The sequence below is a fragment of the Aeromicrobium senzhongii genome (genome assembly GCF_014334735.1).
GTDB lineage: Bacteria > Actinomycetota > Actinomycetes > Propionibacteriales > Nocardioidaceae > Aeromicrobium > Aeromicrobium senzhongii.
Window position 1 is genome coordinate 2,687,314 of sequence record NZ_CP060587.1, and the last position, 26,003, is coordinate 2,713,316.

Consider the following 26,003-nt stretch of genomic DNA (forward strand, 5'->3'; position numbering starts at 1 on the left):
GAGAGTCCAGCTGCGCCCCAGAGACGGCGGTAATCGGCGATCGCAGAATTCACAACCCGCCCATGCTACCGGGCCCGCCCACCCCGCACCGCGCGCCGCGGCTCCTAGACTCGGCCCGTGGTGGAACCGACGTTGACCCGGGCCCGCGTGGCCACGTCCGCGGTGCTGTTCACCAACGGTTTCGTGCTGGGTGCCTGGATCGTGCACATCCCCGCGATCATGGACCGCACCGACATCTCGGCGGCCACGCTCGGGACGCTGCTGCTGTGGACGGGCGTGTGCGCCTGGGTCGCGATGCAGGCAGCAGGGTTCTTCGTCGACCGGACCGGCAGCGCCCGAGCCGTGGTGGTCGCACTGGTCGTGATGTGTCTCGCCATCGTGTTGCCCAGCCTGGCGACGAACGTGTGGACCCTCGCGGCCGGGCTCGGCATCCTGGGTGCCGCCAACGGCGTCGTCGACGTCGCCCAGAACGCACAGGCCGTCACCGTGGAGCGGGCCTACGGCCGCCCGATCATGTCGTCGTTCCACGCGTACTTCTCCGCCGGCGGCCTGGCCGCGTCGGCGCTCGGTGGCGCGATGCTGGCGCTCGGCTCGCCGGTCCCGCTGGACTTCGTGGTGTTCGCGATCATCGGGCTCGTCCTCGTCGTCGCGGTGCGGCCGCACCTGCTCGACCACGACGTGCGCGACTCGCAGGACCGACCCGGCCGGCCCGCGTGGACCCTGCAGATCGTGCTGCTCGGAGCGCTGGCCTTCGCGCTCATGCTGGCCGAGGGCGTGGCCTACGACTGGAGCACCGTCCACCTGCGCGACGAGCTCGGCACCTCCGAGGCCCTCGCCGCCGTGGCCTACGGCGCGTTCAGCCTGACGATGTTCGTCTCGCGCCTGGTCGTCGACCGGATCGTCGCGGTGACGGGCGCCGGGACCTTCGTCCGATGGGCCTCGCTGCTGGGTGCCTGCGGCCTCACCATCGCGATCGTCGCCCCCACCCCCGCGATCGCCATCCTCGGCTGGGCCGTCGTCGGCATCGGGCTGGCCGGCTGCGTCCCCCAGTTCTTCTCGGCCGCCGGCAACGTCGATCCGCGTCACGGCGCGGCGATCATCGCCCGCGTCACCGGCATGGGCTACGTGGCGCTCCTGAGCGGACCCTCGATCATCGGTCTGCTGACGCACTGGGTCCCGCTGACCACGGCCTTCCTCGTCCCCCTCGCCCTGTGCCTCGTGGCCAGTGCCCTCGCCCCTCGCGCCCTCGGGAGCCGCCGATGAGCCTCGATGACCTGATGGCGCCGGACTGGGCCGAGGCGATGGAGCCCGTCAGCGAGCAGATCGCCACCATGGGTGAGTTCCTGCGCGCCGAGGTGGCTGCGGGAAACAGCTACCTGCCGGAGCCGGACGCGATCTTCCGCGCCTTCCGCACTCCCCTGGCCCAGGTGCGGGTGCTGGTCACCGGACAGGATCCGTACCCCACGCCGGGACACGCGATGGGCCTGTCCTTCTCGGTCCGGCCCGACGTGCGACCGCTGCCGCGCAGCCTGGTCAACATCTACACCGAGCTGCAGGCCGACCTCGGCATCGAGCCGGCGGCCCACGGCGACCTCTCCGCCTGGGCCGACCAGGGCGTCATGCTGCTCAACCGCGTCCTGACCGTCCGGCCCGGCGAGGCGGCGAGCCATCGCGGCAAGGGCTGGGAGTCGATCACCGACCGGGCGATCGCCGCGCTGGTCGAACGCGGTGGTCCGCTCGTCGCGATCCTGTGGGGTCGCGACGCCCAGGCACTGGCCCCACGGCTGGGCGACGTCCCCCGGATCGAGTCGCCTCACCCCAGCCCGCTGTCGGCCTCCCGGGGGTTCTTCGGCTCCCGCCCGTTCAGCCGCGCCGACGACGCGCTCCGGAAGCAGGGTGCACAGCCGGTCGATTGGCGCCTCCCCGGCTAGGGTGGCGGCGTGAGCGAGACACGCATTCGCGACCGGGCCGTCATCATCGATCAGGGCTTCGGCGTGGTCCAGCGCTGGGGCATCCGCCTCGTCGTGATCGCGGCCGCCCTGTACGTCCTCGGTTGGGCGGTCGGACACACGTGGGTGATCTGGTTCCCGGTCGCCCTGGCGATCCTGTTCGCGACGGTCCTCGGCCCGCCGGCCAAGGCCCTGCGCGACCGCGGGGTGCCGGCCGCCGCCGCTGCGGGACTCGTGCTGCTGGCCTTCCTGGCCGCGCTCGGATTCCTGTTCTCGATCCTCATCCCGCAGCTGATCGACGAGGCGCCCCAGATCGCCGACCGCGCCGCGAAGGGCGTCGGCGAGGTGCAGGAGTGGCTCCTCAACGGCCCCCTGCCCGTGGAGTCGAACCAGATCAGCAACGCGCTCGACTCGATCGAGGACTGGCTGCGCAACAGCGCCGGTGACATCAGCAGCGGCGTCCTGTCCACGATCGGCGTCGCCACGAACGTCGTCGTCAACACCGTCCTGGTGCTGATCCTGACCTTCCTGTTCATCAAGGACGGCCACCGCTTCCTGCCCTTCGTGGAGCGCCTCGGCGGCCACCGCGTCGGCGGCCACCTGCGTGAGCTGCTCTACCGGGCGTGGAACACCCTGGGCGGCTTCATCCGCACCCAGGCCCTCGTCTCGCTGATCGACGCCGTGCTGATCGGCACCGCACTGCTGGTCGTCGGCCAGCCGCTGTGGGTGCCGTTGGCGCTCATCACCTTCATCGGCGGGTTCATCCCGATCATCGGTGCCTTCGCCAGCGGCGCGATCGCCGTGCTGGTCACGCTCGTGACGAACTCGCCGCGGGACGCCGTGATCGTCCTGATCGTGATCGTCGCCGTGCAGCAGCTCGAGGGCAACGTCCTGTCGCCGATGCTGCAGGGCAAGAGCATGAACCTGCACCCGGCGGTCGTGCTGATGGCCGTCACCGCCGGCGGCTCGATGTTCGGCATCACCGGAGCGTTCCTGGCGGTGCCCGTCACGGCCACGGTCGCCGAGATCCTGCGCTACGCCAACGAGCGGATCGACGCGGCCCTGACGGCCGGCGGCGACCCCGTGGCGCTCACCTCGACGACCCCGGCGTCAGACCCGCCGGACGACCCCGACCCGGGGACCGGCCGACCACTCTGAGAGGCCCCGAATCGACCCGGAGCGAACGCTTCGGCGACTCCCGGCCAAGACAGAGGTGTGAACATCGTGCCTCAGGACCCGTCAGCCGAAGAGGCCGAGCGGTTCGGTGCATCCCTGTGGGAGCTTCGGGTGCCGATCCATGCGTATCTGGCGCGCCGGTCACCGACGGACGCCGATGACCTCCTGGTCGATGTGTGGGTCGCCGCCTACACGAGCCGACACACCTTCGACGCCGCTCGAGGGGACGTCCGGCCCTGGCTCTTCGGGGTCGCTCGCAATGTCCTGCGCGCGCATCTGCGTCGCAGTCGCCGGCCCGCAACACCGTTCCGCCAGCGCGACACCTCGGGCCAGGACTGGGAAGCCGTCGATGAGCGCCTCGACGCCCTTTCCGTCGCACCCGAGCTGCGCGCAGCGTTGGCCCAGGTGCCGCCGGCCGAACGTGAGGTCCTTCTCCTCGTGGCGTGGGAAGGGCTCTCTCCGACCGAAGCGGCCTCGGTCCTCGGCCTGCGCCAAGGGACAGCGCGATCACGCCTGCATCGTGCTCGTGAGCGCCTGCGCGTTGCGATGAGCGAACGCTCGACCGACGACCGGACAAGTGAGGGGCAGAAGGGCACTGGACGAGAGGGACGGCGATGAATCGACGAGACGAACCCGCGAGCGCGTGGAACGCGCTGGTGGAGGCCGCGCACATCGGCACCCCCGACGACACCTACTTCGAGTCGGCGTACGCCCGGTACCGGGACGAGGTCGGACACTCGCGAACGAACTCGGACGTGTCGGCGATGAGAAGCCCGGCACCCCGGCATCGCTCGCTCGCATGGGCGGCTGGCATCGCGGCCGTCGCGGTCGTGGCGGCTCCGCTCTTCGCCACGCTCGATGGCGCGGACGTGACCGACACCGCCTCGAGCAGCCGGGACCCTGCTCGCGAATCGCCGGCCGAGCGAGTATCCGCGACCCCGCCGATCCAGGTGATCGAGGTGGCCGGCAGCGAGACCACCTCCCGGTCCGCGGCTTATGGCGCCAGCACGTTCGAGGAGTTCACGCGCTCGAGTCTCATCGATGACGTCGTCGAGGGCACGGTGACCGACTCCGTGCCGGTCGTCATCGGCGGCGAGGACGACGCAGAGGTGCTGACTCGACTGACCGTCGCGGTCAAGCAGTCGCGCCAGAGGGCCGGCGCAGCCACCATGACAGTGCTCCAGCACGGAGGAGTCGTCACCAAGCGGGACATGCGTCGATACCTGGAGTCCACGTTCGGCCGCCTGGACGAGAAGGAGCTCGACGATCTCGTGGAGGTCCGGCCGGGGGGTCATGTTCCCCATCGCACCGGCGCATCGGTTCTCCTGGCGATCGATGGCGGGACGGGGTCGGGACCCGTCGTCATCGAATCGCTGACTGCGGCTTCGGACGGATTCGTCTGGGCTGCGGCTCCGCCGAACGCCGCCTGGTCACCCTCACTGGACCGCTCCGAGGTCGACGCGCTCTTCCGGTGAACGTCAGTCGAAGACGACCGTCTTCATCCCGTTGAGCAGCACCCGGTGCTCGGCGTGCGCGCGCACCGCGTGCACCAGCGCACGCGCCTCGAGGTCCTGACCCATCGCCGCCAGCTCCGCGGCCGACGAGCGGTGGTCGACGCGGCGGAAGTCCTGCTCGATGATCGGCCCCTCGTCGAGGTCGGCCGTGACGTAGTGTGCCGTGGCGCCGATGACCTTCACCCCGTGCCGGTGCGCCTGCTCGTAGGGTCGCGCGCCCTTGAAGCTCGGCAGCAGCGAGTGGTGGATGTTGATGGCGCGGCCGTGGACGTCGCGGCACATCTGGTCGGTCAGGATCTGCATGTACCGGGCCAGGATCAGCGCCTCGGCCTGCGTGCGCTCCATCAGGTCCAGGACGAACTGCTCAGTCTCGCGCTTGGTCTCGGGGGTCACGCGGATCTGGTGGAACTCGATCCCGTGCCACTCGACCACGTCGCGCCAGTCGGGGTGGTTCGACACGACCGCGACGATCTCGATCGGCAGCTGACCCTGCCGGGTGTGGAACAGCAGGTTGTTGAGCACGTGTCCCTGCTTGGAGACCATGACGACGACGCGCAGCGGAGCGGTCGCGTCGTGCAGCTCCCAGTCCATCTCGAACGGCTCGAGGGCCGGGGACAGCATCGCCCGCATCTGCTCCAGCTCGACCTCGCGGTCGGCGGCGAATCGCACCCGCATGAAGAAGCGCCGGGTGTCGGGATCGGCGTACTGCTGGCTCTCGGTGATCGTCCAACCGTCCTGCGCCAGCGTCGAGGCGATCGTCGCCACGATGCCCACCCGGTCGGGGCAGGCGAAGGTCAAGATGAAGTCGCTGTGCGGCTGGGGAACGTCCATGGACTGCATCGTCTCAGGTGGCCCGGCGCACGCTGATCGGCCCTCCCGGTCAGGTCGCGTCGACGAGCGTGGTCAGCAGGACGACGGCGTCCTCGAGTGCCAGCAGGTCATGGCGGTGGTCGGGGATCACCAGCAGGTCGCCGGCTGATCCGTCCCAGCTCTCCTCGCCTGCGGTCAGCCGCACCGATCCGGTGAGCACCTGCAGGGTCGCCTCCGGCGGCGCCTCGTGCTCGTCGAGCCGGTGGTCCGCCGCCAGCGCGATCACGGTCTGGCGCAGGTGATGGTGACGCCCCGGGTGCAGGGCCGCCGCACTGCGGCCCGCGTGTGAGGCGCGTGCCTGGTCGAGCAGGTCGCTTCCGAGGGACGGCAGATGCGTGGACTCCATGCCTCGACCGTAACCCGTCGCGTCGCCGTCCGACGGGCGTCAGCCGACGATGCGCCGGGCGATCCGGCGCACCCGGCCGGGGTTGGCGGCCTTCTCACGGGCGGCGCGACGCTCCTCGACCTGCTCGGGCGTGAGCTTGGTGTACCTGACCATCTGCTGGTTGGCCGGATGCCCCCAGTCGCCGATCCACGTGTACGACCAGTCGCCCCACTTCGCCGCCCAGCGCAGGTCCTCGCGGTAGTAGACGTAGTTGTTCTTCTCGGTGAAGTAGCCCTTGTTGCGGCGCTTGATCGGCTTGACCGCGTCGATCGGCACGGACTTCTTGCGCACGAAGTACGTGGCGTAGAAGGAGCCGCCCGGCGCCATGACCTTGTCGAGCCGGTACATGCACAGCCGGATGTGGTTCAACGAGACGTGGGTGAAGACCGAGTTGGCGATCGCGTAGTCGAACGTCGCGCCGAAGTCGGTGTCGAAGCGATCGTTCGCCCTCAGGTTCTCGATCGGCAGCTTCGCGCGCTGCTCGTCCGAGAGCTCGTTGTCGTAGCCGGCCTGCATCACCGAGTGGTTGGCGTCGATGCCGTAGTAGTTGCCGGCGTCGAGGTAGTCGATGAAGTGCCGGCCGGCCCGGAAGGAGCCGCAGCCGACGTCCATCAGCTTGTGGTGCGGCTTCAGGCCCTGCGAGATCAGGAAGTCCAGTTGGTGCTTGCCATGGGAGTCCCAGACGCCGCCGACGAACGTGCGGTGCGCGCCTGCGGCGATCTCCTCGTCGGTCAGGACGAGCCCGGAATAGTCCGGATTCGTCAGGTCGGCGTCCAATTCGACGCGGTGCTCGATCTGCGACACGTGGCCCCCTAGGTCCTCAGTGGGGCTCACCCTAACGACGCGAGGCGGGTCTGCCCACCCCCCCCGAATCGGGTTTGTCCGCCTCCGCCGAGGACCGCGCCGCCCTAGGGTGCGTCCATGCGCATCAAGCTCGGTCGCCCCGACCTGTCCGCCCACGCGAGCCTGTTCGACGCGCCCGAGGCGGCGCCGGGCGCGCCGTCGGTGACCTTCGCCGGGGTCTCGACGCTCTCCTTCGACGACGGCGAGTCGGCCCTGGTGATCGACGGGTTCTTCTCGCGGCCGTCGCTGGTGAAGGTGGGACTCGGAACGATCGCTCCGGTGCCCGAGCGGATCGACGCGGCCCTCGAGCGACTCGGCCTGATCGGGGCGACGGCGCCGCGGGTCGAGGCGGTCCTGCCGGTCCACAGCCACTTCGACCACGTCATGGACTCCCCCGAGGTCGCCCGGCGCACGGGGGCGCTCCTCGTCGGCGGTACCTCCACCGTGCAGGTCGGCCGTGGCGCGGACCTCGATCCCGAGCAGACCCGGCTCCTGGCGCCGGCCACCCCGACCGCCTACGGGCCCTGGACCGTCACGGGAGTGCCGTCGGCGCACTGCCCGCCGGATCGCTTTCCCGGCACCATCGACGAACCGCTGCGCACGCCCGCGCGCGCGAAGGCCTATCGCTGCGGCGAGGCGTGGTCGCTGCTGGTCGAGCACCCCGCCACGGGGTCCACGCTCGTGCAGGGCAGTGCCGGGTTCGTACCGGGAGCCTTGGACGGCACCCGCGCCGACGTGGTCTACCTCGGCGTCGGACAACTGGGCGTGCTCGGCGAGGACTACATCGCGCAGTACTGGCGCCACACGGTCTCGGCGGTCGGGGCACGGCGCGTGGTGATGACGCACTGGGACGACTTCTTCCGCCCGCTCACGGCACCGCTGCGCGCCCTGCCCTACGCCGGGGACGACCTCGACGTGACGGTGCGCGTCCTGCGCACGCTGGCCGAGCGCGATGGGGTGCGGCTGCACCTGCCGACGCTGTGGCGGCGCGAGGATCCCTGGACGGACTGACGACCGGTGGAGCCCCCGACAGGATTCGAACCCGCGACATCTTCTTTACAAGAGAAGCGCTCTACCGACTGAGCTACAGGGGCATGGCGGCCGTGCCGCCCGGCTCATCCTAGCGAGCCTCAGACCCGCCCGGCCTCACAGCGGCGCTTGAAGTCCTCGTCGACGAGCTGGTCGTCGGGCAGCTCGGGCGTGATCGCCTCGTCGCCGTTGCCGATCTCGGCGAAGGTGCCGAGATCCGACTGCAGGTCGTCGGCGTCGCCGCCGGCGGTGAGGAAGCCGTCCAGGGCGATGGCGCAGTCCGCCGCACCGAACTCCTGCCAGCCCATGACCGTCCCCCACTCCGGGGTGTCGGGGGCGGCGATGATGCCCTGGGTCCGCAGCACGCCGATCACGCGCACCGGCCCGTCGGGCGTCCTGACCTCGTAGGCCGCCCGAGTCTGCAGCGCGAGGTTCATCGACTCCCCGTCGTCCGACAGCGTCCAGGCGCCCGTCAGGCCTGTCGCCAGCACCTCGAGACCGGGGTCGAGCACGTTGCCCTGCGCGAGGGCCGGGGCCACCGCGTCATCCTCTCCGGCGTCGGCGATCATCGCGGCCAGCTCCTCGGGCAGTCCGGCACCGACCTGCTCGGGGGACGCGACGGCCTGGACCGCCCAGGTCCGCACGGCCGCGACCATGCGCGCGTACTCCTCGGCCGCCAGCCACTCCGGACGCGCCGGAGGCTCGGGGAACCGCGCCTCGTCAGGCGACGGCCAGTCCGCGACGCCCAGGTCCTCGAACGAGATCGACGTCGTGGGCGTGGGCTGGGGCTCGGGCGCATCGCCACGGTCGGAGTCGTCCGATCGCCACGTGCAGGCGGCGAGCACGAAGGACACCAACACGAGCAGCAGGACCGGTCGACGCACCCGACCAGTATGCATACTGGCCCCGTGGCCCCTCCTTCCCTCACTCCCCCGTATCCCCGCCTCCTGCGCGCCACGAACCTGCTCGACACGCCCTTCGCGGTGATCGACGAGGAGGCCCTGTGGGCCAACGCGAGCGACCTCGTCCGGCGGGCGAACGGCGTGCCGATCCGCCTGGCGACCAAGTCGATCCGGGTCCGCACGATCATCAAGAACGCGCTGACCCTGGACGGTTTCCGTGGCGTCATGACGTACTCGCTGGCCGAGTCCGTGTGGCTTGCCGACCATGGCGTCGACGACATCTTGCTGGCCTACCCCAGCGTCGAGCGCGAGGCGTACGCCGACCTCGTCTCGGACGAGCGCCGGCTGGCCTCGATCACGGTCATGGTCGACTCCCTCGAGGCGCTCGACCTCATCGACGCGTACACCGGTCCGGGCCACCCGCCGATCCGCGTCTGCCTCGACGTCGACGCATCCCTGCGGATGTTCGGCGCTCACCTGGGCGCCCACCGCTCCCCCGTCCACACCACGCGCGAGGCGAAACGGATCGCCGCCGAGATCAGCGAGCGTCCGGGCTTCGACCTGGTGGGCCTGATGTTCTACGACGCTCAGATCGCCGGCCTGCCCGACAGCGGCGCGGCCGTCCGCATGGTCAAGCGCCGCTCCGCCGGCGAGTTGCGCCGCCGCCGTCGCCGCATCGTCAAGGCGGTGTCGAACATGACCGACCTGCAGATCGTCAACGCCGGCGGCACCGGCAGTCTTGACGTCTGGCGCGGCGACTCCTCGATCACCGAGTTGGCCGCGGGCTCGGGCCTGTTCGTGCCCACCCTCTTCGACGGCTACCGCTCCTTCACTCCGCGTCCCTCGGCCTTCTTCGCGCTCTCGGTGGTGCGCAAGCCCTCGCGCGACGCGGTCACGTGCTTCGGCGGCGGGTACATCGCCTCCGGCCCGCCGGGTGACTCCCGGGTCCCCACGCCGGTGTGGCCCGAGGGCCTCGAGCTGTACTCCGCCGAGGGCGCCGGCGAGGTCCAGACCCCGTTGCACGGCAAGGTGGCGCGCTCCCTGACGATCGGCGACCGCGTGCTCTTCCGGCACGCGAAGGCCGGCGAGATGTGCGAGCGGTTCGACCGCGTGGCCCTGGTCGACCAGGCCGGCCACGCCACGATGATCCCGACCTACCGTGGCGAGGGGAAGAACTTCGGATGACCACCTGGCAGAACTGGGCCGGCAACGTCACGGCGCACCCGGCCGTGGTCGGCCGTCCGGCCTCGACCGACGAGGTCGTCGGGTTCGTCCGCGAGCACCCGCAGGTGAAGGCGGTCGGCGCGGGCCACTCCTTCACCCCCATCGCCGCCACGGACGGCGCCCTGCTGCGGCTGGACGCGATGAATCGGATCCTGCACGCCGACACGACCACGGGGCTGGTCCGGGTCCAGGCGGGCATCTCGCTGCACGACCTGAACCGGCGCCTGGACGCGCTGGGCCTCGCGCTGCCCAATCTGGGCGACGTCGATCCACAGTCCGTCGCCGGAGCCACGTCCACGGGCACGCACGGCACGGGCGCCCGGTTGTTCGGCATCGCCCGCGCCGTGGCCGCCCTGCAGCTGGTCACCGCCGAGGGCGAGGTGCTCGAGATCGACCGGGGCCACGACATGTTCGACGCGGCCCGTGTCGGCCTCGGCGCCCTCGGCATCGTCACCGAGGTCACGCTGCAGTGCGTCCCGGCGTTCCTGTTGCACGCGCGTGAGGAGCCGATGGCGCTGCCCGAGGTGCTGACCGGCCTCGACCAGCTCGTCGACGGCAACGACCACTTCGAGTTCTACTTCTTCCCGCACACCGACCGGGCGCTCACCAAGCGCAACAACCGCGTGCCCGAGGGAACGCCGCGCGCCCCGTTGCCACGCTGGCGGCACACGCTCGACGACGAGTTCCTGTCGAACACGGTCTACGAGCGCATCCAGCGCATCGCCAGCCGCCGGCCCGCGCTGATCCCCCGGATCAACGCGGTCAGCGGCTCGGTGCTCGGCGCCCGCGAGTACACCGACACGTCGCACGAGGTGTTCATCTCGCCGCGCCGCGTGCGGTTCCGCGAGTCCGAGTTCGCCCTGCCGCGCGCCGCGGCCGCCGAGGCCATCGCCGAGATGCGCCGGTGGTACGCGCGCTCCGGCGAGCACGTGTCGTTCCCCGTCGAGGTCCGCTTCACGGCCGCCGACGACATCTGGCTCTCGACCGGCCACGGCCGCGACAACGTCTACATCGCCGTGCACCAGTACCACCGCACCGACCCGACGTCGTACTTCGCGGCGATGCAGGACATCTTCATCGCCCACGAGGGCCGGCCGCACTGGGGCAAGATGCACACCCTGGGCTCCGACCACTTCCGCAAGGTCTACCCGCGGTTCGACGACTTCCTCGGCGTCCGCGACCGGCTCGATCCCGGCCGCAAGTTCACCAACGACTACCTGCGGCAGGTGCTCGGCAGCTGAGCAGGTCCGTGCCTCAGGCGCGGACCTGGCTGATCGCGTAGAGCGTGATGCCGGCCGCGACGCCCGCGTTGAGCGACTCCAGTGACGACGACATCGGGATCGAGACCAGCTGGTCGCAGGTCTCGCTCACGAGGCGCGAGAGGCCCTTGCCCTCGCTGCCGATGACGACCGCCAGCGGGCCGTCGGCGAGGTCCATGTCGGGCAGCGCGACGTCGCCGTCGGCGGCCAGGCCGATCACCATGAGTCCGGCCTCCTGGTACGCCTTGATCTGGCGCGTCAGGTTGGTGGCGCGGGCCACCGGCACGCGCGCGGCGGCACCGGCGGAGGTCTTCCACGCCGCCGCCGTCATGTGCGCCGCCCGGCGCTCGGGGATCACGACGCCGTGGACGCCGAAGCCGGCGGCCGAGCGCACGATGGCACCCAGGTTGCGCGGATCGGTGATGCCGTCGAGCAGGACGATCAGCGCCGGCTCGCCACGCTCGGCGGCCAGGTCGAGCAGCTCGTCCGGATCGGCGTAGTCGTACGCCTCGAGCTTCGCCGCGACACCCTGGTGCACCGCACCGGACGTGATCCGGTCGAGCTCGACGCGGGCGACCTCGAGCAGCGGCACGTGGCGGTCGGCCGCGAGCTGGAAGATCTCGCGCACGCGGTCGTCACGGTCGATGCCCTCGGCGATCTGCAGCGCCACGACGGGCACGTTGGCCCGCAGCAGCTCGACGACCGAGTTGCGGCCCACGACCAGCTCGGGGCCGTCGTCGTTGCGACGCTTCGGCCGACCGGACTGACGCTTCTCGGCGGCCTGGGCCATCTTGTGCTTCTTGTGGTAGGGACGATCCTCGGCACGAGGCGTCGGGCCCTTGCCCTCCAGTCCCTGACGGCGACGGCCGCCCGAACCGGCGGTGGGGTTGCCCTTGCCCGTCTTCTTGATCGCACCCTTGCGCTTGCTGTTGCCGGCCATCAGTGGCCACCCTTCAGGTTCCAGCGGGTCCCCGAGGGCGTGTCCTCGAGTTCGATCCCCGCAGCAGTGAGTTGATCGCGCAGTTCGTCCGCGCGGTTCCAGTCCTTGGCGGCCTTGGCCTCGGCGCGCGCGGCCACCAGCGCGTCGACGAGCTGGGCCAGCGCGTCGACGGTCGCGGAGGACTCGCCCTGCGTCGTGGCCCAGGTGAACGGGTCGAGTCCCAGGACGTCCAGCATCGCCCGCACCGACGCCAGGGTCTGCGCCAGCTCCGGCGACGGACCGTCGGCGACCAGCCGGTTGCCCTCGCCGACCGCGGCCTGCAGCACGGCCAGCGCGGCGGGCACGGCGAGGTCGTCGTCCATGGCCTCGGCGAACGCGACCGGGACGTCGCCCGGCTCGCCCGCGCCGACCAGCTCGGCGGCGCGCAGGCAGAAGCCCTCGATCCGCTCGAAGGCGGTGGCCGCCTCGGCCAGGGACTGCTCGCTGAACTCGATGATCGAGCGGTAGTGCGCCGCGACCAGGTAGTAGCGCAGGGCGATCGCGGGCACGCGCTTGACGACCTCGCTGACGGCGAGCGTGTTGCCGACGCTCTTGCTCATCTTGGAGTTGCCCAGGTTGAGCATCGCGTTGTGCATCCAGACGCGGGCGAACCGCTGTCCCGCGGCCCGGGACTGGGCCAGCTCGTTCTCGTGGTGCGGGAAGCGCAGGTCCAGGCCGCCGCCGTGGATGTCGAACTCGGTGCCGAGGTACTTCGCGGCCATCGCCGAGCACTCGAGGTGCCAACCGGGGCGACCGCGTCCCCACGGGGTCGGCCAGGACGCCGACTCGGGCTCGTCGGCCTTGCGGCCCTTCCACAGCGCGAAGTCGCGGGGGTCCCGCTTGCCCTCGGCCGGGGCGTCGGGCGCCGCCTGCATGTCGTCGATGCGCTGGTTCGACAGCTCGCCGTAGTCCGGCCACGAGCGGACGTCGAAGTACACGTCGCCGGAGCCGTCGGTGGCCGGATAGGCGTGACCGCGTTCGATGAGGGTCTCGATCATCTCGATCATCTCGGGGACGTGGCCCGTCGCGCGCGGCTCGTAGGTGGGCGGGCGGCAGCCGAGGACCTCGTACGCGGCGTGCAGTGCGCGCTCGTTCTCGTACGCGACCGCGAACCAGGGCTGACCCTGCTCGCGCGCCTTCGCGAGGATCTTGTCGTCGATGTCGGTGACGTTGGCGATGATCGTGACCTCGAGGCCCGACCGCTCCAGCCAACGACGCAGCACGTCGAACACGAGCTCCTTGCGGATGTGCCCGATGTGCGGAGGACCCTGCACCGTCAGTCCACAGTGGTAGATGCCGACCTTGCCGGGCACGACGGGGTCGAGCGGCTTCAGCTCACGGCTGGCGGAGTCGTACAGGTGCAGCGTCACGAGTCAAGAGTATCGGCCGCAGCACGGTGTCCGGACCGCGTCGATTCGTGCCCGCCCCGCCACTTCCCTACCGCTGGTCACACATTTCACCTAGCCTGAGGCGGTGATCCGCCGACTCTTCCCCGTCGCGGCAGTGCTCACCGCCCTGCTGACGTCCGTTCTGATCGCGCCGGGGCTGGCCACGGCGCCGGCCGAGGCCGCCTCCCACCCCAAGCCGCAGCTCACCCGCTGGACGCCGAATCTGGTCATCCCCGCGGGCAAGAAGGGCAAGATGTGGCGGTCGCCGTGGGTGGCGACGCCGCAACGCAGCACCGCGCTGCTCCCCTCGTGGAACGTCGGCCGCATGCCCGACGGCACGTGGCTCAAGGTCTACGTCCGCGTCGCCGACGGCTCGAAGGTCTCGTCGTGGAAGACGGTGGCGCAGTGGCGCCACGCCCTCGCCGGTGGCAAGCGCACGACGTACGGCAAGCAGGCCGACGCCCTCGCCCAGCTCGACACGGACATCGTCCGCGCCCGCTCCGGCAAGTCGTTCACCCGCTGGCAGATCCAGGTGTCGGCCTGGCGCAAGTCCACGAAGGTGAAGTCCCCGGTCGTCCGCGCCGTCACCGGAGTGTCGTCGACCTACGTCAGCAAGACGGCCAAGACCTCCAAGACCTCGATGACCCGGACGATCGACCTGAAGGTCCCGGCGTACTCGCAGATGATCCACCGAGGTCACTTCCCGCAGTTCGGTGGCGGCGGCGAGGCCTGGTGCTCGCCGACCTCGACGTCGATGGTGCTGCGGTACTGGGGCCTGGGCCCGTCGAAGAAGGCGACCGCGTTCGCCAAGGGCGCGGATCCGCAGGTCGATCATGCCGCTCGCTACAGCTACGACTCCTCCTACCGCGGCACCGGCACCTGGCCGTTCAACACCGCGTATGCGTCGCGCTTCGGCACCGACGCGGTCGTCCACCGGCTGGTGAACCTGCGACCGATCGAGTCGTACATCAAGCAGGGCGTCCCGGTCATCGCCTCGGTCGCGTTCGGTCGAGGCCAGCTCACGGGCGCCCCGATCAGCTCGACGCCCGGCCACCTCCTCGTCGTGCGCGGCTTCACCGCCACGGGCGACGTCATCGTGAACGATCCGGCGGGACGGACCAACTCGCAGGTGCGTCGCGTCTACGACCGCGCGCAGTTCGAGCGGGCCTGGCTCAAGGGCAGCGGCGGCGTCACCTACGTCATCGCGCCGACGGCCGAGCGGCTGAAGTTCTGACCCGACTAGGGTGCAGGACGTGAGCATTCCCCGGGTCGGCATCGGCACCGACGTGCACCAGCTCGTCGAGGGCCGTCCCCTGTGGGTGGCCGGACTGCACTGGCCCGACGCCCCGCGCGGGCTTGAGGGGCACTCCGACGGCGACTGCGTGGCCCACGCGATGGTCGACGCGGTGCTGACGGCCGCCGGACTGGGCGACATCGGCAGCCGCTTCGGCACCGCCGACCCGCGCTATGCCGGAGCCTCGGGCTTGGAGTTCCTGCGCGGGACCGCCGAGCTCGTGCGCGAGGCCGGTCTGGCCGTGGGCAACGTCAGCGTCCAGCTGATCGGCAACGAGCCGCGCCTCTCCGGCCGCCGCGACGAGGCGATGGCCGTGCTGTCCGAGGCCATCGGGGCACCGGTGTCACTCTCGGGCACCACGACCGACGGCCTGGGCCTCACCGGACGCGGTGAGGGCATCGCCGCGATCGCCGTCGCCCTCGTCGTCTGACGGAGTCCCCCTCCGGCCCGGCCTCTCCCCCTCCCCTCCCCCGTCCAACTTTTGGAACTGGATCCACGTCGAACCTGTCCGAGACGGTGGATCCGGTTCCAAAAGTGGAGCGCGGGGCGCCTCAGGCAGGCAGCTCGGCGACCGCGCGGTCGTCCGAGTCGTAGTACTCGGCCAAGATCTTCTGGGCCACGGCTGCGCCCGCGACGTCCAGCCGCTCGCGACCGCCGGGCAGGCGGCCGAGCACCCGATAGCGCGCCGTGTTCGCGGCCCAGAGCATCGCCAGCGCCCACGGCGGGCGCCACGGCAGGCCGAGCTCGCGCATGCTCTCGCGGCCGAGGAAGACGCTCAGCATGCTGAGGTTCCGCTCCGTCTTCCAGCGGCCGTGCGGCAGCGTGCCGAGCACCGAGATGATGTCCTGCGACAGGCGCGGGCCCGCCTCCGTGATGCCGGCCTGGGCCAGGACCACGTGGTAGTTCATGCGGTGCCGCTCGCGTTCGGTCTCGACCAGCCAGGACTCGTCGACGCCCATGAGCCATCCGACGTACTTCCACAGGTGCATCACCGCGTCGGACTCCGCCCGGCTCACCGGGACGCCCAGCGCCTTCACGCCGATCAACACCGTGCCGTCGAAGAGTCCGAGGGTCCCGGCCTGGTCCGCCTGGTTGATCGGCAGTCCCCAGCGCTCGGTGTCCCAGCGCGGCGCCATGGCCTGGTTCACCAGCGCGTGCATGGCGCGCACGTGCAGCGTGGTCCGCCAGCCGTCGCCATGGGGCTCGAGGCCGCCGGGCGTCGTCACGGCCACGGCCCAGGACTGGGTCTCGGCGAGACGCCGACGCGTGCTGTCGCCCGTCAGCGCGCCGGTCGCCACCAGCAGGTCCGGCGGGCCGCCGAACCGGTAGCCGCCGATCAGCGCGAGCTGCAACAACACGTCGGCCGCATTGCGCCCGAACCGGCGGTACACGCGCGCTCCCTCGTCCACCAGCTCGCGGTTGAGCCACGGCGGGTCCTGCTCGGCCGGACCGACGAGGTCGACCAGCGCCGGCGGGGCGGCCTCGACGGCCCCCACGCCCTGCTGGAGCGCCCGCGTGAACTGCTCCATCGTCACGCGCTCCGGATCACCGACCGGACGTCGCATGGCGGCGGCGAACCGGGCGCCGGTCTCGTCCTGCTCGTTGAAGGCGCGGCCGATCCGGTCGAGGAGCCCGTCGTCGACCTGCGAGACACCCCCGGCGTACTTGAGCACGCGGCCGAGGCGACGGCCTCGCTGCTCGGCCGAGCGGAAGCGCGACGGATATACGGACACCTGGGTCATGCCGTCACCCTGACACGAGCAATTACTCGCATACAATTCGCGTCATGGCCCTGCGCAAAGTCCCGCGACAACAGCGATCCCGCGAGATGGTCGACGCGATCGTCGACGCGGCTCGCGACGTGCTCGTGGCCGACGGGTACGAGCGACTCACCACGAACCGGGTGGCGGACCGCGCCGGCGTCAGTCCCGGCTCGCTCTACCAGTACTTCCCCGACAAGGCGGCGATCGTCGAGGAGGTGACGTCGCGCTACGTCGACCGGCTCGCCGAGGACGTTGTCGCGGCCCTGGTCGACCACGTCCACGACGAGCCCGCGGCGATGGCACGGGCGACCGCCGAGGCGCTGCTGACGGCGCTGCAGCGCGACCCCACCCTCTTGCGCGTGGTCTGGCAGGAGCTGCCGGCGTCGCGGCACCTGGACGACCGACTCGGCCTGGAGCGGCGGGTGCGCGATTTACTGCGGGCCTACCTCGGCGGACGTCTTCCGGCACACGGCCGGCAGCGCGATCCTGCACGTTCCTCGTGGCTCATCGTGCTGGCCGTGGAGTCTTTGACGGTCCGCTTCGTGCTCGACGAGGATCCGCCGCTGACCCGCGAGGAGTTCGTCGACGACCTGGTCGCCCTCGGCATGGCGTGCCTGTGAGACCCCGGACATGAGAAACGCCCGGCCGGAGCCGGGCGTTTCTCATAGTGTTCGAATCAGGAGGCGAGGACCTCGTCGAGACGGGTCTCGGCCTTGTCCTCGTTCGTGTTCTCGGCGAGCGCGAGCTCGGAGACGAGGATCTGGCGCGCCTTGGCCAGCATCCGCTTCTCGCCGGCCGAGAGGCCACGCTCGTGATCACGCCGCCACAGGTCGCGAACGACCTCGGCCACCTTCAGGACGTCACCGGAGTGCAATTTCTCCAGATTCGCCTTGTACCGTCGGGACCAGTTGGTGGGCTCTTCGACGTGTTCGGCACGAAGGACACTGAAGACTCGCTCCAGTCCCGCTTCGTCGACCACATCGCGCACCCCCACCAGGTCGACATTGTCGGCCGGCACGCGCACGACCAAATCGTTCTGAGCGATGATCCGGAGAACGAGGTACGCGCGGTCCTCACCCTTGATGGTCCGGACCTCGATGTCTTCGATGACCGCAGCGCCGTGGTTCGGATACACAACGGTTTCGCCGACAGAGAAAGCCATGGAGCAAGCACCTTTCCTAGGTGACTAGAATAACAGAAGGGAACGAGTACCCTGCCTGCGTTCATCTCCGACCGTGCCGGATACCATGCCAAGGTGAGCACTCGTCGCACCGTCGCCACCGTCGCCCTGGCCCTGATCGCCCCGTTCGCGCTCTCCGCCTGCGGCACGAGTTTCCGCGCGCAGACCAACCAGCAGTACCAAGCGTCCGTGGGTTCGGACCTGCGAACGGGCCCCGTCCAGGTCTTCAACGGCCTGCTCGTCGACAACGGCGACGGCACCGCGACGTTCTCCGGTGGCCTGCTCGCCAACGAGGCCCAGACCATCGAGACGGTCTCGATCGACGGCGCCGCCAAGAAGCTCCCCCGCCCCATCTCGGTCAAGCCGCAGCAGCTGCTCACGCTCGGCGCCGAGGGCGAGATCGTCGTCAAGTTGGTCGAGGTGACCGCGGGCGACTACGTCACCATCAGCTTCGCGGCGACGCCCGGCGGCGACTCCAGCCTCGAGGTGCCGATCGTGGCGCGCGACAGCATGTACGACAGCGTCGCCAAGCGTCCGAAGCCCGGCGCCACCGCGACGCCGCAGGAGGACGAGACCGACCCGGCCATGCCGGAGACCAACGACGACCAGGAGGACACCTCGCCGCCGGCGGGATGACCACCCCACGAACACAGCACGAACGAACGGCCCGGGCGGATCGCCCGGGCCGTTCGTCGTTCCCCGGTCAGGCGACCGGCAGCTCCCCCGTGACGAGGTAGACGACGCGGCGGGCCATGTTCACCGCGTGGTCCCCCATGCGCTCGTAGTAGCGCCCCAGCAGCGCCAGGTCGATCGCCGTGTCGACGCCGTGCTCCCACGTCCCCTCCAGCAGGACGCGGAAGAGCTCCTGGCGCAGGCGGTCCATCTCGTCGTCCTCGAACTCGAGGGCGGCGGCGGCGTCGAGGTCGCGCTCGGACACGATGCGGGCGGCCGACCCGATCATCGAGTGCGCCACGTTCGCCATGTCGCGGATCAGCGGCCGGACCGGCTCGGGCACGGCCGAGACCGGCATCCGCCGCCGCGCGATCTTGGAGACGTGGACCGCCAGGGCGCTCATGCGCTGCAGGTCGGCCACCATGCGCAGCGTCGACACCAGCTGGCGCAGGTCGCCGGCGACGGGCTGCTGGGTGGCGAGCAGCACGAGCGCGCGCTCCTCGACCTCGTCGATCGACTCCTCGATGTCGCTCTCGCCGCCGATCACCCGCTCGGCGGTCGGAAGGTCGGTCTCGAGCAGGGCCGTGGTCGCATCGGCCACGGCGGTTCGGACCCGGTCGGTGATGAGGACGAGCTCGTCGACGATGTGGTCGAGCTGCTCGTAGTACTGGTCGCGCATGGCTCGACGCTAGGGGCGCTGCATGAATGCCCGGCGACGTGCGGTGAACGCCCGGTGAACGATGACGGAAACCCCGGCGGCCGAGGGCTCTCGGTGACGGCGCGCCCCCACGGGCAGCCTACGATCGACCTCGTGGAGGTCTCCTCGATCCTGGCCGGTGCCGCGGGCGTCGTGTTGGGTGCCGTCATCACGTACGTGTGGCGGTTCTCCGAGCGCTCGCAGGAGAGGGTCCCGGCGACCGGGACGCCGGCGGTCCCGCCCGACATCGTCACTGTGCTCTCGGTGCTGCGGTCCTCGGCCCTGGTCCTGGACCGCGACGAGCGCGTCCTGCGCGCCTCGGCCGCGGCGATCGGCCTCGGCTTCGTGACCGACGACGACCGGCTCCGCAGCGCCGAGCTGCTCGACCTCGTGCGCCAGGTGCGTCGCTACGGCGAGGTCCGCGAGGCCGAGTTCGAGATCCGCGCCCGGCGCCGTCCCCCGGTCTACGTCCGCGCCCGGGTCGCACCGCTGTCGCACGGACTGGTGCTCGCCCTGGTCGAGGACCGCACCACCGAGCAGCGCGTCGAGGCGCTGCGGCGCGACTTCGTCGCGAACGTCAGCCACGAGCTCAAGACCCCGATCGGCGCGATCAGCCTGCTCGCCGAGGCCGTCGGCGAGGCACGCGACGACCCCGAGGCGGTCGAGCGGTTCGCCGCCCGGATGCAGACCGAGAGCGAACGCCTCACCCGACTCGTCCAGCAGATCATCGACCTGTCGCGCCTGCAGGCCGATGTGGTCAGCGACGACGCGCGCACCGTCAAGGTCGACGAGCTGGTCGCCGAGGCCGTCGAGCACTCGCGCACCGACGCCGAGGCCAAGGGCATCGAGATCACGCAGGACGTCCAGTCCGACCTCCACGTGCGCGGCGACCGGGCCCAGCTGCACGCCGCCGTCAGCAACCTGGTCGAGAACGCCGTGACGTACAGCCCGGCCGGATCGGCTGTGGCGGTCGCGGCCGTGGGTGACGGCCAGGACGTGCGGATCACCGTGTCGGATCACGGAGTGGGCATCGCCCCGGAGGAGCAGGAGCGGATCTTCGAGCGGTTCTACCGGGTCGACCCGGCGCGCGCCCGCGCCACCGGGGGCACCGGCCTGGGCTTGTCGATCGTCAAGCATGTCGCCGCCAGCAACGGCGGTACCGTCGAGGTCTGGAGTGAGCCGGGCCTCGGTTCGTCCTTCACGCTGGTGTTGCCGGCGCGGGACATCGATGAAGGAGAGCACGAGTGACCAAGGTCCTGATCGTCGAGGACGAGGCCAGCTACAGCGAGGCCCTGTCGTACGTCCTGCGCAAGGAGGGCTACGACGTCGCGGTCGCCGAGACCGGTCCCGACGCCCTGACCGCCTTCGAGCGCGGCGGCGCGGACATCATCCTGCTCGACCTCATGCTGCCCGGACTGCCGGGCACCGAGGTGTGCCGCACCATCCGCCAGAGCTCGTCGGTGCCGATCATCATGGTCAGCGCGAAGGACACCGAGATCGACAAGGTCGTCGGCCTCGAGCTGGGCGCCGACGACTACGTGACCAAGCCGTACTCCCCCCGCGAGCTGGTGGCGCGGATCCGTGCGGTCCTGCGTCGCGGCGCCGCCGAGGAGCCCGACGACGACGCCGTGATCGAGGTCGGCGCCGTCCGCATGGACATCGACCGCCACCTGGTCTCGGTGGACGGCCAGGAGGTCAAGCTGCCGCTCAAGGAGTTCGAGCTGCTCGAGTTCTTCCTGCGCAACTCCGGCCGCGTCCTGACCCGCGGCCAGCTGATCGACCGGGTGTGGGGCTCGGACTACGTCGGCGACACGAAGACGCTCGACGTCCACGTCAAGCGCCTGCGCGCGAAGATCGAGGACGACCCCGCCCACCCGACCGTCCTGACCACCGTCCGGGGGCTGGGCTACAAGTACGCCTGACGGTTTACCACGGTCCCGTGGTAAACCAGCGCTTCCCTCGGGAAACTTCCCTGGGGAGGCGCGGAATTACCACGGTCCCGTGGTAAACCTGCGGCGTCAGCGGCCCTGGTTGGCGACGGCGGCGATGGCGGCCTCGGCGGCAGCGGGGTCGAGGTACCGGCCCCCGCGGGTCGTGGGCTTGACGTCGTCGTCGAGGTCGTAGACCAACGGGATGCCGGTGGGGATGTTCAGGCCGACGACCTCGTCCTCGCCCAGCCCGTCCAGGTGCTTGACCAGGGCGCGCAGCGAGTTGCCGTGCGCCGTGACCAGGACCGTCTTGCCCGCCCGCAGGTCCGGCACGATCTCGTCGTACCAGTAGGGCAGCATGCGGTCGAGGACGTCGGCCAGGCACTCGGTGCGGGGCATCAGCTCACTGGGCAGCTCGGCGTAGCGCGCGTCGCCGACCTGGCTGAACTCCGAGTCGTCGGGCAGCGCCGGCGGCGGCGTCGAGTACGAGCGGCGCCAGGTCATGAACTGCTCCTCGCCGAACTCCTCGAGGGTCTCCTTCTTGTCCTTGCCCTGCAGGGCGCCGTAGTGACGCTCGTTCAGACGCCAGCTGCGCTTGACCGGGACCCAGTGCCGGTCGATGCCGTTGAGGGTGATCTCGGACGTGCGGATCGCCCGTCGCAGCAGCGACGTGTGCGAGACGTCCGGCAGGATGCCGGCCTCGCTCAACAGCTGGGGCGCGCGCAACGCCTCCTGCACGCCCTGCTCGTTGAGGTCGACGTCGACCCAACCGGTGAAGAGGTTCAGTGCGTTCCACTCGCTGTGTCCATGACGCAGCAGGACCAAGGTGCTCATGGATCCCACCCTAGTGCTGGGTGGCGATGGACTGCAGGGCCCGGAGGTAGTCGTCCTGGGAATGGACGCCCGCGAGCGTGTAGCGGGCCTCGACGACGACGAAGGGCGAGGAGGTCGCCCCGATGGCCGCCGCCGTCTCGCGCTGATCGGCGACCTCGGTCCGGAACTCGTCGCTCGCCAGCAGCGCGTCGGCGGTCTCGAGGTCGAGTCCGACCAGGGCGGCGCGGCTGGCCAGGACGAAGGAGTCCGCGATGTCCGTCCCCTCGAGGAAGTACGCGCGCCACAGTTGGTGCAAGAGCTCGCGCTGCACGTCGGCACCGGACTCGGCGGCCCAGGTCAGCAGGCGCCAGGCGTCGGTCGAGTCGGCCGGGACGACCTCGTCGGCGTTGAGCTCGATGCCGGTGATGCGGGCGGCCGCGGCGACGCCCTCGACGGCGGCCGGCGCCTCGAACGCGGCCGCACGGTACGAGATCTCGACCGGCTCGCCGGTCACGATCGTGTACAGGGCCGCGGCCCGCTCGAACCGGACGGCGCCGACGTAGGACCAGGCGTCCACCACGTCGGCGAACACGATGGCTTTCACGGCGACCACGCTACGCGACGGGACGGAAGGGTCAGTCCTGCGGGCGCAGGTGGCGGAAGGCGTCGAGATTGCGCGTGGACTCGCCGCGCGACTCGCGCCAGCGCCACTCCTTGCGGATGCTCGACGCGAAGCCCAGCTCGAGGATCGGGTTGAACGACTCGTCGGCGTAGGAGAGCACCGAGCCCAGGATCCGGTCGATCTCGCCGGCCGTGATCGCCTGGAGCGGGAGACGCCCGTCGAGGTAGATGTCGCCGGCGGCGTCCAGCGCGAAGGCGACCCCGTAGAGCTTGAGGTTGCGCTCGAGCAGCCAGCGGTAGACCGCCTCGTGGTTCTCGTCGGGGCGGCGCGCGACGAACGCGTGCACGCCGAGGGCGTGCTTCCCGACCTCCAGCCGGCAGGCGGTCTTGAGCTTGCGCACGCCCGGCAGCTCGACCTCGAACACGTCCTCACCGTGACGCACGTACTCGAGCCCGGCCTCGTCCAGTGCTGCGACGATCACGTCGCGGACGTCGGTCATCGGCTCTCCTTCCGCGCCACCGCGCGGTCCCGCAGGGCGGCGGCATAGACGTCGAGGGTGCGCTCGGCGGTGACGTCCCACCCGAACGACTCCGCGTGGTGGACGGCCTTGGCACCGGCCTCGCGCCGGAAGGCTGCGTCGGCCAGGTACGGCCGGATCGCCGCCGCGTAGTCGGCCGGATCGTGGCCGTCGACGAGCGTGCCCGTGACACCGTCCGCGACCGCCGTGGTGAGACCGCCGACCGCCGCCGCGACGACCGGGGTGCCGCACGCCTGGGCCTCGATGGCGACGAGCCCGAACGACTCGTTGTGCGACGGCACGCAGACGACGGCGGCGCGCGAGTACCACTGCGCCAACTCGGCCTGCGTGACCGGGCGGACGAACTCGACCCGATCGGCGATGCCGAGGTCGCGCGCGAGGTCGGTCAGCTCGGTCGGGCGGTCCAAGCCGCTGCCGGAAGGACCGCCGATGATCGCGACGCGGTGCGGCACGTCGATCAGGGCGGAGGCCCGCAGCACCACGTCGGGGGCCTTGAGCGGCTGGATGCGGCCGGCGAAGACGATCAGGGGCGGCTCGTCGTCGGGCACCGAACCCGTGAAGACGCCCAGGTCGACACCCGGATGCACGACGGCGACCGCGCTCGGGTCCGCGTCGTAGAGGTCGATCAGCTCGCGGCGCTCCTCGGCGGTGTTGGCGATCAGCCGATCCGCGAACCGGACGATCTCCTCCTCGCCGGCGACACGACCGACGGGCTCGGGGCGGTCGTTGCTGGCCAGCGCGGCGTTCTTGACCTTCGCCATCGTGTGCATCGAGTGCACGAGCGGGACGCCCCAGCGCTCGCGCAACACGGTGCCGACCTGGCCCGAGAGCCAGTAGTGCGAGTGGACGAGGTCGAAGTAGCCGGGGTCATGGCGTGCCTCGACGCGCAGCACGTCGCGGACGAAGGCGCACAGCTGACTGGGCAGCTCGTCCTTCGTGAGGCCCTCGAACGGGCCGGCGGCCACGTGGTGGACCCGGATCCCGTCGCCGGCGTCGACCACGGGCGGCAGGTGGCGCGACGTGGCGCGCGTGAAGACCTCGACCTCGACGCCGTGGGCGGCCAGTTGCCTCGACAGCTCCAGCACGTACACGTTCATGCCGCCGGCGTCGCCCGTGCCGGGCTGGTCCAACGGAGAGGTGTGCGCCGAGAGCATCGCGACACGACGGATCCCGCGAGCAGACATGCGATCCATTCTGGCACGCTGTCCCCATGCCCACAGCAGTCGTGACCGGCGCCAGCAGCGGGATCGGCGAGGCCACCGCCCGCGCCCTGTCCGCCGCTGGATACACCGTCTTCGCCGTCGCCCGCCGACGCGAGCGCATCGAGCGTCTCGCCGAGGAGATCGGCGCCACCGCCGTGCCCTGCGACATCACCGCACCGGACGACGTCGCACGTCTGGTCGAGGTCGTCGGCGACCGACTCGACCTGCTGGTGAACAACGCCGGCGGCGCCAAGGGGATGTCCCCCGTCACCGAGGCCGACCTCGCGGACTGGCGCTGGATGTACGAGACGAACGTGCTCGGCACCGTGGCCGTGACCCAGGCGCTCGCTCCGGCGCTGATCGCCTCCGGCGCGGGCACGATCATCAACGTCGGCTCGACCGCCGGGCACATCACCTACGAGGGCGGGGGCGGCTACACCGCCGCCAAGCACGCGCTGGCGGCCGTCACCGAGACCCTGCGGCTGGAGCTGAACGGCCAGCCGGTGCGCATCACCGAGATCGCTCCGGGCATGGTCAAGACCGAGGAGTTCAGCCTCACCCGGTTCGACGGCGACCAGGAGCGCGCCGACGCCGTGTACGCCGGCGTCGACGAGCCGCTCGTGGCGCAGGACATCGCCGACGCCATCTGCTGGGTCGCGACGCGACCCGCGCACGTCGACATCGACCTGATGGTCATCAAGCCGGTCGCCCAGGCCGCGCAGTGGAAGGTGCACCGCCGGCCCACGTGACCCGGACGACCGCTCGACTCAGTCGGACGCGGGGACGTCCGCCCCGGCACCGCTCTGCGGCGTCGCGGGCGGCGGGGTCGTCGTGCCGGTCGTCGACGGCGGCGTGCTCGCCTTCCGGGCGGCCGTCTTGCGACCGGGGGTCGCGGCGGCCTGGGTGTCCGGGGCGCCCGGCGTCGCCGTGGGCGACTTCTTCGCGGTCGTCTTCTTCGCCGTGGTCGCCTTCTTGGTGGCCGTCTTCTTCGCCGCGGTCTTCTTCGCCGCGGTCTTCTTGGCTGCGGACTTCTTCGCGGCCGTGGAGGTGCCGGCGCCCGTCGTCTTCTTCGCGGCCGCCTTCTTCGTGGTCGCCGAGCTGGTGCCGTTCGCGGACCTGGCCGGAGCCTTCTTGGCCGAGCTCTTCTTGGCCGGCGCCTTGCGTGCCGTCGTCCGGTTGGTGGGCTGCTCGTCGGTCGTGAACGTGGTGCCCGGCGTGGTCGTGCGATCCGGGACGTCCGGATCGGCCGCCGCGAGCTTCTCGGCCGCGGCCGAGGCCACGGGCGGCTCGGAGGACGGGGTGGAGTCGGCGGGGTCCATCGGCTGCGAGGCACCCGCCGGGGCGGGAGCGGCGGCAGCCGCCGAGGAGGTGGACTCCCCGCCACGTCCGGTGGCGTTGCGGGCCTGCTTCGCGATCTCGGACCGCAGCTGGTCGACGGCCGCGGTCAGGTCGGCGATCTGCTTGGCCGTGGTGTCACGGACCTGCGCCACGTCGGACTTCACGCGGTCGATCTGCTTCGACGCGGTCTTCATCGCCCGGTCGACCTGCTTGGCAGCGGTCTTCTCGGCGGACTTGCGAGCCTTGCCGATCTCCTTCTCGGCCGACTTGCTGGCCTTGCGGATCTCCTTGGTCAGGTCACCGACCTTCTCGTGGAGCTTCTTGTCGCTCTTGTCCTTGGCCATCGCGGATCCTCTCGAGGTTCATGTCGCCGATTTCCAACACCCTACGAGGGGAACGGCCGCCGCGCCCATCGTGACGACACGGATCTGAGACATC

The 26,003-nt window shown here is 70.8% G+C and carries 29 protein-coding genes and 1 tRNA gene; 15 read left to right on the forward strand and 15 right to left on the reverse strand.

What is annotated here, in order from left to right; translation table 11 throughout:
• The first annotated feature begins 117 nt into the window (after positions 1 to 117).
• The 5 genes from H9L21_RS13235 to H9L21_RS13255 are packed head-to-tail and all read left to right on the forward strand — an operon-like array spanning position 118 to position 4,600.
• Positions 118 to 1,263 carry an MFS transporter gene (locus tag H9L21_RS13235; protein ID WP_187411563.1) on the forward strand — a complete coding sequence of 382 codons (1,146 nt, stop codon included), beginning with the start codon at positions 118 to 120 and terminating at the stop codon, positions 1,261 to 1,263.
• The gene (locus tag H9L21_RS13240; RefSeq protein ID WP_154596518.1) at positions 1,260 to 1,931 is read left to right on the forward strand and encodes a uracil-DNA glycosylase; all 672 of its coding nucleotides are present in this window, start codon (positions 1,260 to 1,262) and stop codon (positions 1,929 to 1,931) included. The genes H9L21_RS13235 and H9L21_RS13240 overlap by 4 nt, the downstream gene beginning before the upstream one ends.
• Positions 1,932 to 1,940: 9 nt before the next feature.
• Positions 1,941 to 3,107, forward strand: a complete 1,167-nt coding sequence (locus H9L21_RS13245; RefSeq protein WP_187411564.1) for an AI-2E family transporter — start codon at positions 1,941 to 1,943, stop codon at positions 3,105 to 3,107.
• A 57-nt stretch (positions 3,108 to 3,164) separates the two neighbouring features.
• The gene (locus H9L21_RS13250) at positions 3,165 to 3,743 is read left to right on the forward strand and encodes an RNA polymerase sigma factor (protein WP_187411565.1); all 579 of its coding nucleotides are present in this window, start codon (positions 3,165 to 3,167) and stop codon (positions 3,741 to 3,743) included.
• Entirely contained in the window at positions 3,740 to 4,600 is an 861-nt protein-coding gene (locus tag H9L21_RS13255; protein WP_154596517.1) for a hypothetical protein, read from the forward strand. Before H9L21_RS13250 ends, H9L21_RS13255 begins: the two co-directional genes overlap by 4 nt.
• Positions 4,601 to 4,603: 3 nt before the next feature.
• Here H9L21_RS13255 and purU read toward each other — a convergent pair whose 3' ends face one another.
• The 3 genes from purU to H9L21_RS13270 are packed head-to-tail and all read right to left on the reverse strand — an operon-like array spanning position 4,604 to position 6,698.
• A complete protein-coding gene (gene purU / locus H9L21_RS13260; RefSeq protein ID WP_222865789.1) occupies positions 4,604 to 5,470 on the reverse strand; it encodes a formyltetrahydrofolate deformylase in 867 nt (288 codons plus the stop codon).
• Positions 5,471 to 5,519: 49 nt separating this feature from the next.
• The gene (locus H9L21_RS13265; RefSeq protein WP_154596515.1) at positions 5,520 to 5,855 is read right to left on the reverse strand and encodes a cupin domain-containing protein; all 336 of its coding nucleotides are present in this window, start codon (positions 5,853 to 5,855) and stop codon (positions 5,520 to 5,522) included.
• A gap of 39 nt (positions 5,856 to 5,894) precedes the next feature.
• Positions 5,895 to 6,698 (reverse strand): class I SAM-dependent methyltransferase, encoded by an 804-nt coding sequence (locus tag H9L21_RS13270; protein ID WP_154596514.1) that lies wholly within the window; start codon positions 6,696 to 6,698, stop codon positions 5,895 to 5,897.
• A gap of 117 nt (positions 6,699 to 6,815) precedes the next feature.
• Here H9L21_RS13270 and H9L21_RS13275 point away from each other — a divergent pair, with 117 nt between their 5' ends.
• The gene (locus H9L21_RS13275; protein ID WP_154596513.1) at positions 6,816 to 7,748 is read left to right on the forward strand and encodes an MBL fold metallo-hydrolase; all 933 of its coding nucleotides are present in this window, start codon (positions 6,816 to 6,818) and stop codon (positions 7,746 to 7,748) included.
• A 7-nt stretch (positions 7,749 to 7,755) separates the two neighbouring features.
• Here the strand turns inward: H9L21_RS13275 and H9L21_RS13280 are convergent.
• Together H9L21_RS13280 and H9L21_RS13285 are read right to left on the reverse strand one after the other, a co-directional pair.
• Positions 7,756 to 7,831: transfer RNA gene (locus H9L21_RS13280), tRNA-Thr, on the reverse strand.
• Between the two features lie 36 nt (positions 7,832 to 7,867).
• Positions 7,868 to 8,650 (reverse strand): hypothetical protein, encoded by a 783-nt coding sequence (locus tag H9L21_RS13285; RefSeq protein ID WP_154596512.1) that lies wholly within the window; start codon positions 8,648 to 8,650, stop codon positions 7,868 to 7,870.
• A gap of 24 nt (positions 8,651 to 8,674) precedes the next feature.
• Between H9L21_RS13285 and H9L21_RS13290 the strand changes: the two genes are divergently transcribed.
• A complete protein-coding gene (locus H9L21_RS13290; protein WP_255467061.1) occupies positions 8,675 to 9,853 on the forward strand; it encodes an amino acid deaminase/aldolase in 1,179 nt (392 codons plus the stop codon).
• A complete protein-coding gene (locus tag H9L21_RS13295) occupies positions 9,850 to 11,133 on the forward strand; it encodes a D-arabinono-1,4-lactone oxidase (RefSeq protein WP_154596510.1) in 1,284 nt (427 codons plus the stop codon). Before H9L21_RS13290 ends, H9L21_RS13295 begins: the two co-directional genes overlap by 4 nt.
• A 13-nt stretch (positions 11,134 to 11,146) precedes the next feature.
• On the opposite strand, the gene rlmB is transcribed toward H9L21_RS13295, so the two are convergent.
• Together rlmB and cysS are read right to left on the reverse strand one after the other, a co-directional pair.
• Positions 11,147 to 12,091, reverse strand: coding sequence for a 23S rRNA (guanosine(2251)-2'-O)-methyltransferase RlmB (gene rlmB, locus H9L21_RS13300; protein WP_154596509.1), 945 nt, complete (start codon positions 12,089 to 12,091; stop codon positions 11,147 to 11,149).
• Positions 12,091 to 13,500, reverse strand: a complete 1,410-nt coding sequence (cysS, locus tag H9L21_RS13305) for a cysteine--tRNA ligase (protein WP_187411566.1) — start codon at positions 13,498 to 13,500, stop codon at positions 12,091 to 12,093. Before cysS ends, rlmB begins: the two co-directional genes overlap by 1 nt.
• Positions 13,501 to 13,603: 103 nt before the next feature.
• Here cysS and H9L21_RS13310 point away from each other — a divergent pair, with 103 nt between their 5' ends.
• Together H9L21_RS13310 and ispF are read left to right on the forward strand one after the other, a co-directional pair.
• A complete protein-coding gene (locus H9L21_RS13310) occupies positions 13,604 to 14,752 on the forward strand; it encodes a C39 family peptidase (RefSeq protein ID WP_154596508.1) in 1,149 nt (382 codons plus the stop codon).
• A gap of 19 nt (positions 14,753 to 14,771) precedes the next feature.
• Positions 14,772 to 15,242 (forward strand): 2-C-methyl-D-erythritol 2,4-cyclodiphosphate synthase, encoded by a 471-nt coding sequence (gene ispF / locus H9L21_RS13315; RefSeq protein ID WP_222865790.1) that lies wholly within the window; start codon positions 14,772 to 14,774, stop codon positions 15,240 to 15,242.
• A gap of 121 nt (positions 15,243 to 15,363) precedes the next feature.
• Here ispF and H9L21_RS13320 read toward each other — a convergent pair whose 3' ends face one another.
• On the reverse strand, positions 15,364 to 16,554 hold the full coding sequence (locus H9L21_RS13320) for an oxygenase MpaB family protein (protein ID WP_154596507.1): 1,191 nt from the start codon (positions 16,552 to 16,554) through the stop codon (positions 15,364 to 15,366).
• Between the two features lie 44 nt (positions 16,555 to 16,598).
• On the opposite strand from H9L21_RS13320, the gene H9L21_RS13325 reads away from it, so the two are divergent.
• Positions 16,599 to 17,195, forward strand: coding sequence for a TetR/AcrR family transcriptional regulator (locus H9L21_RS13325; RefSeq protein ID WP_222865791.1), 597 nt, complete (start codon positions 16,599 to 16,601; stop codon positions 17,193 to 17,195).
• 56 nt (positions 17,196 to 17,251) lie between these two features.
• Here H9L21_RS13325 and H9L21_RS13330 read toward each other — a convergent pair whose 3' ends face one another.
• Positions 17,252 to 17,737 carry a CarD family transcriptional regulator gene (locus H9L21_RS13330; RefSeq protein WP_154596506.1) on the reverse strand — a complete coding sequence of 162 codons (486 nt, stop codon included), beginning with the start codon at positions 17,735 to 17,737 and terminating at the stop codon, positions 17,252 to 17,254.
• Positions 17,738 to 17,830: 93 nt separating this feature from the next.
• Here H9L21_RS13330 and H9L21_RS13335 point away from each other — a divergent pair, with 93 nt between their 5' ends.
• Positions 17,831 to 18,391, forward strand: coding sequence for a hypothetical protein (locus H9L21_RS13335; protein WP_154596505.1), 561 nt, complete (start codon positions 17,831 to 17,833; stop codon positions 18,389 to 18,391).
• 67 nt (positions 18,392 to 18,458) lie between these two features.
• Here the strand turns inward: H9L21_RS13335 and phoU are convergent, their stop codons facing one another.
• Positions 18,459 to 19,106 carry a phosphate signaling complex protein PhoU gene (gene phoU, locus H9L21_RS13340; protein WP_154596504.1) on the reverse strand — a complete coding sequence of 216 codons (648 nt, stop codon included), beginning with the start codon at positions 19,104 to 19,106 and terminating at the stop codon, positions 18,459 to 18,461.
• Between the two features lie 54 nt (positions 19,107 to 19,160).
• On the opposite strand from phoU, the gene H9L21_RS13345 reads away from it, so the two are divergent.
• Entirely contained in the window at positions 19,161 to 20,372 is a 1,212-nt protein-coding gene (locus tag H9L21_RS13345) for a sensor histidine kinase (RefSeq protein ID WP_255467062.1), read from the forward strand.
• On the forward strand, positions 20,369 to 21,046 hold the full coding sequence (locus H9L21_RS13350; RefSeq protein ID WP_187411568.1) for a response regulator: 678 nt from the start codon (positions 20,369 to 20,371) through the stop codon (positions 21,044 to 21,046). Before H9L21_RS13345 ends, H9L21_RS13350 begins: the two co-directional genes overlap by 4 nt.
• 96 nt (positions 21,047 to 21,142) lie before the next feature.
• On the opposite strand, the gene H9L21_RS13355 is transcribed toward H9L21_RS13350, so the two are convergent.
• From H9L21_RS13355 to mshA, 4 genes are read right to left on the reverse strand one after another with little or no spacing between them, the layout of a single operon-like run.
• Positions 21,143 to 21,886: a phosphoglyceromutase gene (locus tag H9L21_RS13355; protein WP_154596503.1), complete on the reverse strand. Its 744-nt coding sequence runs from the start codon at positions 21,884 to 21,886 to the stop codon at positions 21,143 to 21,145.
• Positions 21,887 to 21,896: 10 nt separating this feature from the next.
• The gene (locus H9L21_RS13360; RefSeq protein WP_154596502.1) at positions 21,897 to 22,469 is read right to left on the reverse strand and encodes a DsbA family oxidoreductase; all 573 of its coding nucleotides are present in this window, start codon (positions 22,467 to 22,469) and stop codon (positions 21,897 to 21,899) included.
• Positions 22,470 to 22,500: 31 nt separating this feature from the next.
• A complete protein-coding gene (locus H9L21_RS13365) occupies positions 22,501 to 22,986 on the reverse strand; it encodes a type III secretion system chaperone family protein (RefSeq protein WP_154596501.1) in 486 nt (161 codons plus the stop codon).
• Positions 22,983 to 24,209: a D-inositol-3-phosphate glycosyltransferase gene (gene mshA, locus H9L21_RS13370; RefSeq protein WP_154596500.1), complete on the reverse strand. Its 1,227-nt coding sequence runs from the start codon at positions 24,207 to 24,209 to the stop codon at positions 22,983 to 22,985. Before mshA ends, H9L21_RS13365 begins: the two co-directional genes overlap by 4 nt.
• Before the next feature lie 26 nt (positions 24,210 to 24,235).
• Here mshA and H9L21_RS13375 point away from each other — a divergent pair, with 26 nt between their 5' ends.
• Positions 24,236 to 24,976 carry an SDR family NAD(P)-dependent oxidoreductase gene (locus H9L21_RS13375; protein ID WP_154596499.1) on the forward strand — a complete coding sequence of 247 codons (741 nt, stop codon included), beginning with the start codon at positions 24,236 to 24,238 and terminating at the stop codon, positions 24,974 to 24,976.
• An 18-nt stretch (positions 24,977 to 24,994) separates the two neighbouring features.
• Here the strand turns inward: H9L21_RS13375 and H9L21_RS13380 are convergent, their stop codons facing one another.
• Positions 24,995 to 25,909 (reverse strand): ATP synthase subunit B family protein, encoded by a 915-nt coding sequence (locus H9L21_RS13380; RefSeq protein WP_154596498.1) that lies wholly within the window; start codon positions 25,907 to 25,909, stop codon positions 24,995 to 24,997.
• Positions 25,910 to 26,003 lie beyond the last annotated feature (94 nt).

Bases quoted from the DNA above. Each gene is read 5' to 3' on its own strand.
- H9L21_RS13375 (WP_154596499.1), top strand. From the start codon at position 24,236: ATGCCCACAGCAGTCGTGACCGGCGCCAGCAGCGGGATCGGCGAGGCC.
- H9L21_RS13320 (WP_154596507.1), bottom strand. From the start codon at position 16,554: ATGACCCAGGTGTCCGTATATCCGTCGCGCTTCCGCTCGGCCGAGCAG.
- phoU (WP_154596504.1), bottom strand. From the start codon at position 19,106: ATGCGCGACCAGTACTACGAGCAGCTCGACCACATCGTCGACGAGCTC.
- rlmB (WP_154596509.1), bottom strand. From the start codon at position 12,091: ATGGCCGGCAACAGCAAGCGCAAGGGTGCGATCAAGAAGACGGGCAAG.
- H9L21_RS13380 (WP_154596498.1), bottom strand. From the start codon at position 25,909: ATGGCCAAGGACAAGAGCGACAAGAAGCTCCACGAGAAGGTCGGTGAC.
- H9L21_RS13240 (WP_154596518.1), top strand. From the start codon at position 1,260: ATGAGCCTCGATGACCTGATGGCGCCGGACTGGGCCGAGGCGATGGAG.
- H9L21_RS13330 (WP_154596506.1), bottom strand. From the start codon at position 17,737: ATGGCTTTCTCTGTCGGCGAAACCGTTGTGTATCCGAACCACGGCGCT.
- purU (WP_222865789.1), bottom strand. From the start codon at position 5,470: ATGGACGTTCCCCAGCCGCACAGCGACTTCATCTTGACCTTCGCCTGC.
- H9L21_RS13265 (WP_154596515.1), bottom strand. From the start codon at position 5,855: ATGGAGTCCACGCATCTGCCGTCCCTCGGAAGCGACCTGCTCGACCAG.
- H9L21_RS13325 (WP_222865791.1), top strand. From the start codon at position 16,599: ATGGCCCTGCGCAAAGTCCCGCGACAACAGCGATCCCGCGAGATGGTC.
- H9L21_RS13255 (WP_154596517.1), top strand. From the start codon at position 3,740: ATGAATCGACGAGACGAACCCGCGAGCGCGTGGAACGCGCTGGTGGAG.
- H9L21_RS13275 (WP_154596513.1), top strand. From the start codon at position 6,816: ATGCGCATCAAGCTCGGTCGCCCCGACCTGTCCGCCCACGCGAGCCTG.
- H9L21_RS13365 (WP_154596501.1), bottom strand. From the start codon at position 22,986: ATGACCGACGTCCGCGACGTGATCGTCGCAGCACTGGACGAGGCCGGG.
- mshA (WP_154596500.1), bottom strand. From the start codon at position 24,209: ATGTCTGCTCGCGGGATCCGTCGTGTCGCGATGCTCTCGGCGCACACC.
- H9L21_RS13355 (WP_154596503.1), bottom strand. From the start codon at position 21,886: ATGAGCACCTTGGTCCTGCTGCGTCATGGACACAGCGAGTGGAACGCA.
- H9L21_RS13295 (WP_154596510.1), top strand. From the start codon at position 9,850: ATGACCACCTGGCAGAACTGGGCCGGCAACGTCACGGCGCACCCGGCC.